Source organism: Bradyrhizobium cytisi, assembly GCF_008123515.1.
GTDB classification, from domain to species: Bacteria; Pseudomonadota; Alphaproteobacteria; order Rhizobiales; family Xanthobacteraceae; genus Bradyrhizobium; species Bradyrhizobium cytisi.
In genome coordinates, this window is record NZ_VSSR01000171.1 from 1 (window position 1) to 2,609 (window position 2,609).

Here is a 2,609-nt window from a genome sequence, read left to right on the forward strand (position 1 = left end):
CCCGCTTCATAATGCTCACCTGTCCATGTCGTTAGAGTTCCAGCACTTTTTGCAGCGGATCGCCGGACGGCGGACGCCGCAGACGCCGGGCGGTCGCAGCGCTCTTCACATCGGCACGTTCCAGATCGGCCGCCTTGATGATCCACGGCGCGCCCTTACAGAGCTGACTCGCCGCGAGTTGGCCATCCTTGATCAGACGGCGCACCGTCGACGGGCTGACGGACAGGACTGCAGCGGCCTCGTCGAGCGTGACCTCGCCGCGCTCCCGTCGCTCGCCCTCCCGATAGGTCGCAATCGCATTGTGACTTCGCAGGCTGCACACGCGTGACTGTGTCCAGCCGTTGCCGCGCCCTGTCGTCTTGCCGGCGCGATTGAGCACCGAAGCGATCGCCTTGTCCGGCATCTGTCGCGCCAGTACACGCACCAAATCGATAGTCTCGCCCGCCGCGCTCCAGCGATGTTGCCCCGAGCGGTTCTTCCTGACCTTGAGCGCGGAGTGGTCGCCGCCGTGCCAACGTATCACGAGATTGAGTGCGTTGTCCTCGACGCGAACGATGATCTCATCAATCAGTGTTCGCACGATCCGCTTCCTGGCCTCCGGCGTCACACCCGGCCTGGTCCAGGCCAGCTGTAGATCGGCGCCGAGCGTCATCAGCCGCTCGCGATAGGCCGGCGTCAGTTCTGTCGCGGGTGAGGCTGTCAGCCCTTCCAGCTCGGTCTCCAGATCGCGGACGATGGCCAGCCGCTCGTTCCATCGCTTCTCCAACTCGGCGGCAACGAGGCGGTTGTCGGGATCGACGGCATCATATTGACGCCGCGCATGGCCGACCTCGTAGCGGGCCTGCTCGAGCGCCAGTTCCAAGTGCCGCCGCTTGTCCTCGCTGGCACGGCTGCGCACCGCCTGCGCCGCGAGTGCGGCTTCGATTCCGAGCGGTTGCAGGCGCTCGATCACCTCGATGCCGACCTCGCGATCGATCCGCATGCCGCCGAATGAGATGCAGCGATCGCCACCGTGATTGATGAAGCCACCCTGGCAGTGATAACGGCCGGTGTTGCCGTCCTTGCCGGAGTAGGCGACATGTAGCTTGCGCCCGCAATGGCCGCAGCGCAGAAGGCCGGCCAGCAGCGCCTCGCCACGGCGCAATGCGCCGCGGCTCATTGGGTTCTTGCCATTGGCGTTGTCCGCGATCAGGCTGAGGTTCCTTTCGTAATCCGCCCAGCTCAGATAACCCTCGTGGTGACTCGGGATCAATACCTCCCAGTCGTCGCGCTCCTTCTTGAAACCGCGAACGACCTTCTTGCGGCCGGCCTCGATGCTGACGCGGCTGCCCGTACGTCCGAATGCATATGCACCGGCGTAGATCGGGTTGGTCAGGATGTGCAAGAGCGTGTTGTAGACTGGCAGCTTCCACTCAATCCGTCGGCCTTCCGTGCCGTAGGCGACGGCCGGCAACGGGATGCGCTCGTGCCTGAGCCACAGGTGCACCTGACGCACTGACTGCATCTCGGTAAACTTCGCGAAGACAAGTGTGATGGCTTCCGCAATGCGCCGATCCGGATCCTTCGCGATGCTGTTGTTGCCGATCCGCACGTAGCCGATGGCAACCGTCATGAACAGTTCGCCGCGGCGCGCCTTCTGCTTCAAGGCTTCCAGCGAGCGCTGTCGTAGGACCGATAGCTCCATCTCGCTCATAGTACCCTTCATGCCGAGCAGCAGGCGGTCGTTGGGATGACGCGGATCGTAGACTCCGTCCTCGTCGGCAATCAGCGTACCCACGAGACCGCAGAACTCCAGCAATGTGTGCCAGTCACGGCCGTTACGAGCCAGGCGCGACGCCTCGATCGAGACAACGGCGCCGACACGCCCGTCGCAGATGGCAGCCAGCAGCTTCTCGAAGCCGGGCCGCGCAACGCCACCGCCAGAGCGGCCAAGATCGTCATCGATGATGGCGACATCGCTCCAGCCGAGCTGCCGCGCCCGATCGGCAAGTCCATATTGACGGCGCTTGCTTTCCAGATTGCTGGCGACCTGATCAGCCGTCGACTGACGGATGTAGACGACGGCCTGACGGGCGAGGTGCTCAGGCGCGATCTTGCTCATCAGCGACCTCCCTTGCCTTGTCGCTGGCCGCGTCTGTCGCAATGTCGTCGTCGGCTAGGGCCTCGACCAGCATGCGCTCGATCAGGCTGACAAGCAGAGGCTTCTGCGTGGTCGGAATGTCCAACATCTTTTGATCGACTTCGAACAGGTCTCGCTGCCGGCTCGGTCGTGGTCGCATGATCGCCTCCTTGGTGCGGGGCTGATTCCCCGTCAGGCGAGGCTAGAAGCGCATCGAGCCGGACGCGCAGCTCGACGAGCCTATCGACAGATAAACAAGGAGAGCCGGTGATTGCCGTGGAGCGAGCCGTCTCCTCACTCATCCATGCCGGAATCAGGGCGAGCGTGCCGTCGGGCTGGACTACGACCAGATGATCCTCGCCGGCGAACCGCTTGCGGTGCTCGACCTGCACCATCTGCCCGGCCCGTGGATGGAACGGATAGAAGATCCGCACCTCGAACGCCGGACATCCGGCATTGTGACGCTGGTTCGACCGGGCTCGGCAAGAGC

2 protein-coding genes and 1 pseudogene are annotated in these 2,609 nt (G+C 63.9%); all 3 read right to left on the bottom strand.

Annotated features, from left to right (window positions below):
- Window positions 1-31: 31 nt before the first annotated feature.
- Window positions 32-2,101, bottom strand: coding sequence for a recombinase family protein (locus FXB38_RS42375; protein WP_148756752.1), 2,070 nt, complete (start codon window positions 2,099-2,101; stop codon window positions 32-34).
- Complete coding sequence (locus FXB38_RS44540; protein WP_148756753.1) at window positions 2,082-2,279, bottom strand: hypothetical protein; 198 nt, start codon at window positions 2,277-2,279, stop codon at window positions 2,082-2,084. The genes FXB38_RS42375 and FXB38_RS44540 overlap by 20 nt, the downstream gene beginning before the upstream one ends.
- Before the next feature lie 61 nt (window positions 2,280-2,340).
- Window positions 2,341-2,553, bottom strand: a pseudogene (locus tag FXB38_RS45305) (DUF5372 family protein); the annotation flags it as partial.
- Window positions 2,554-2,609 lie beyond the last annotated feature (56 nt).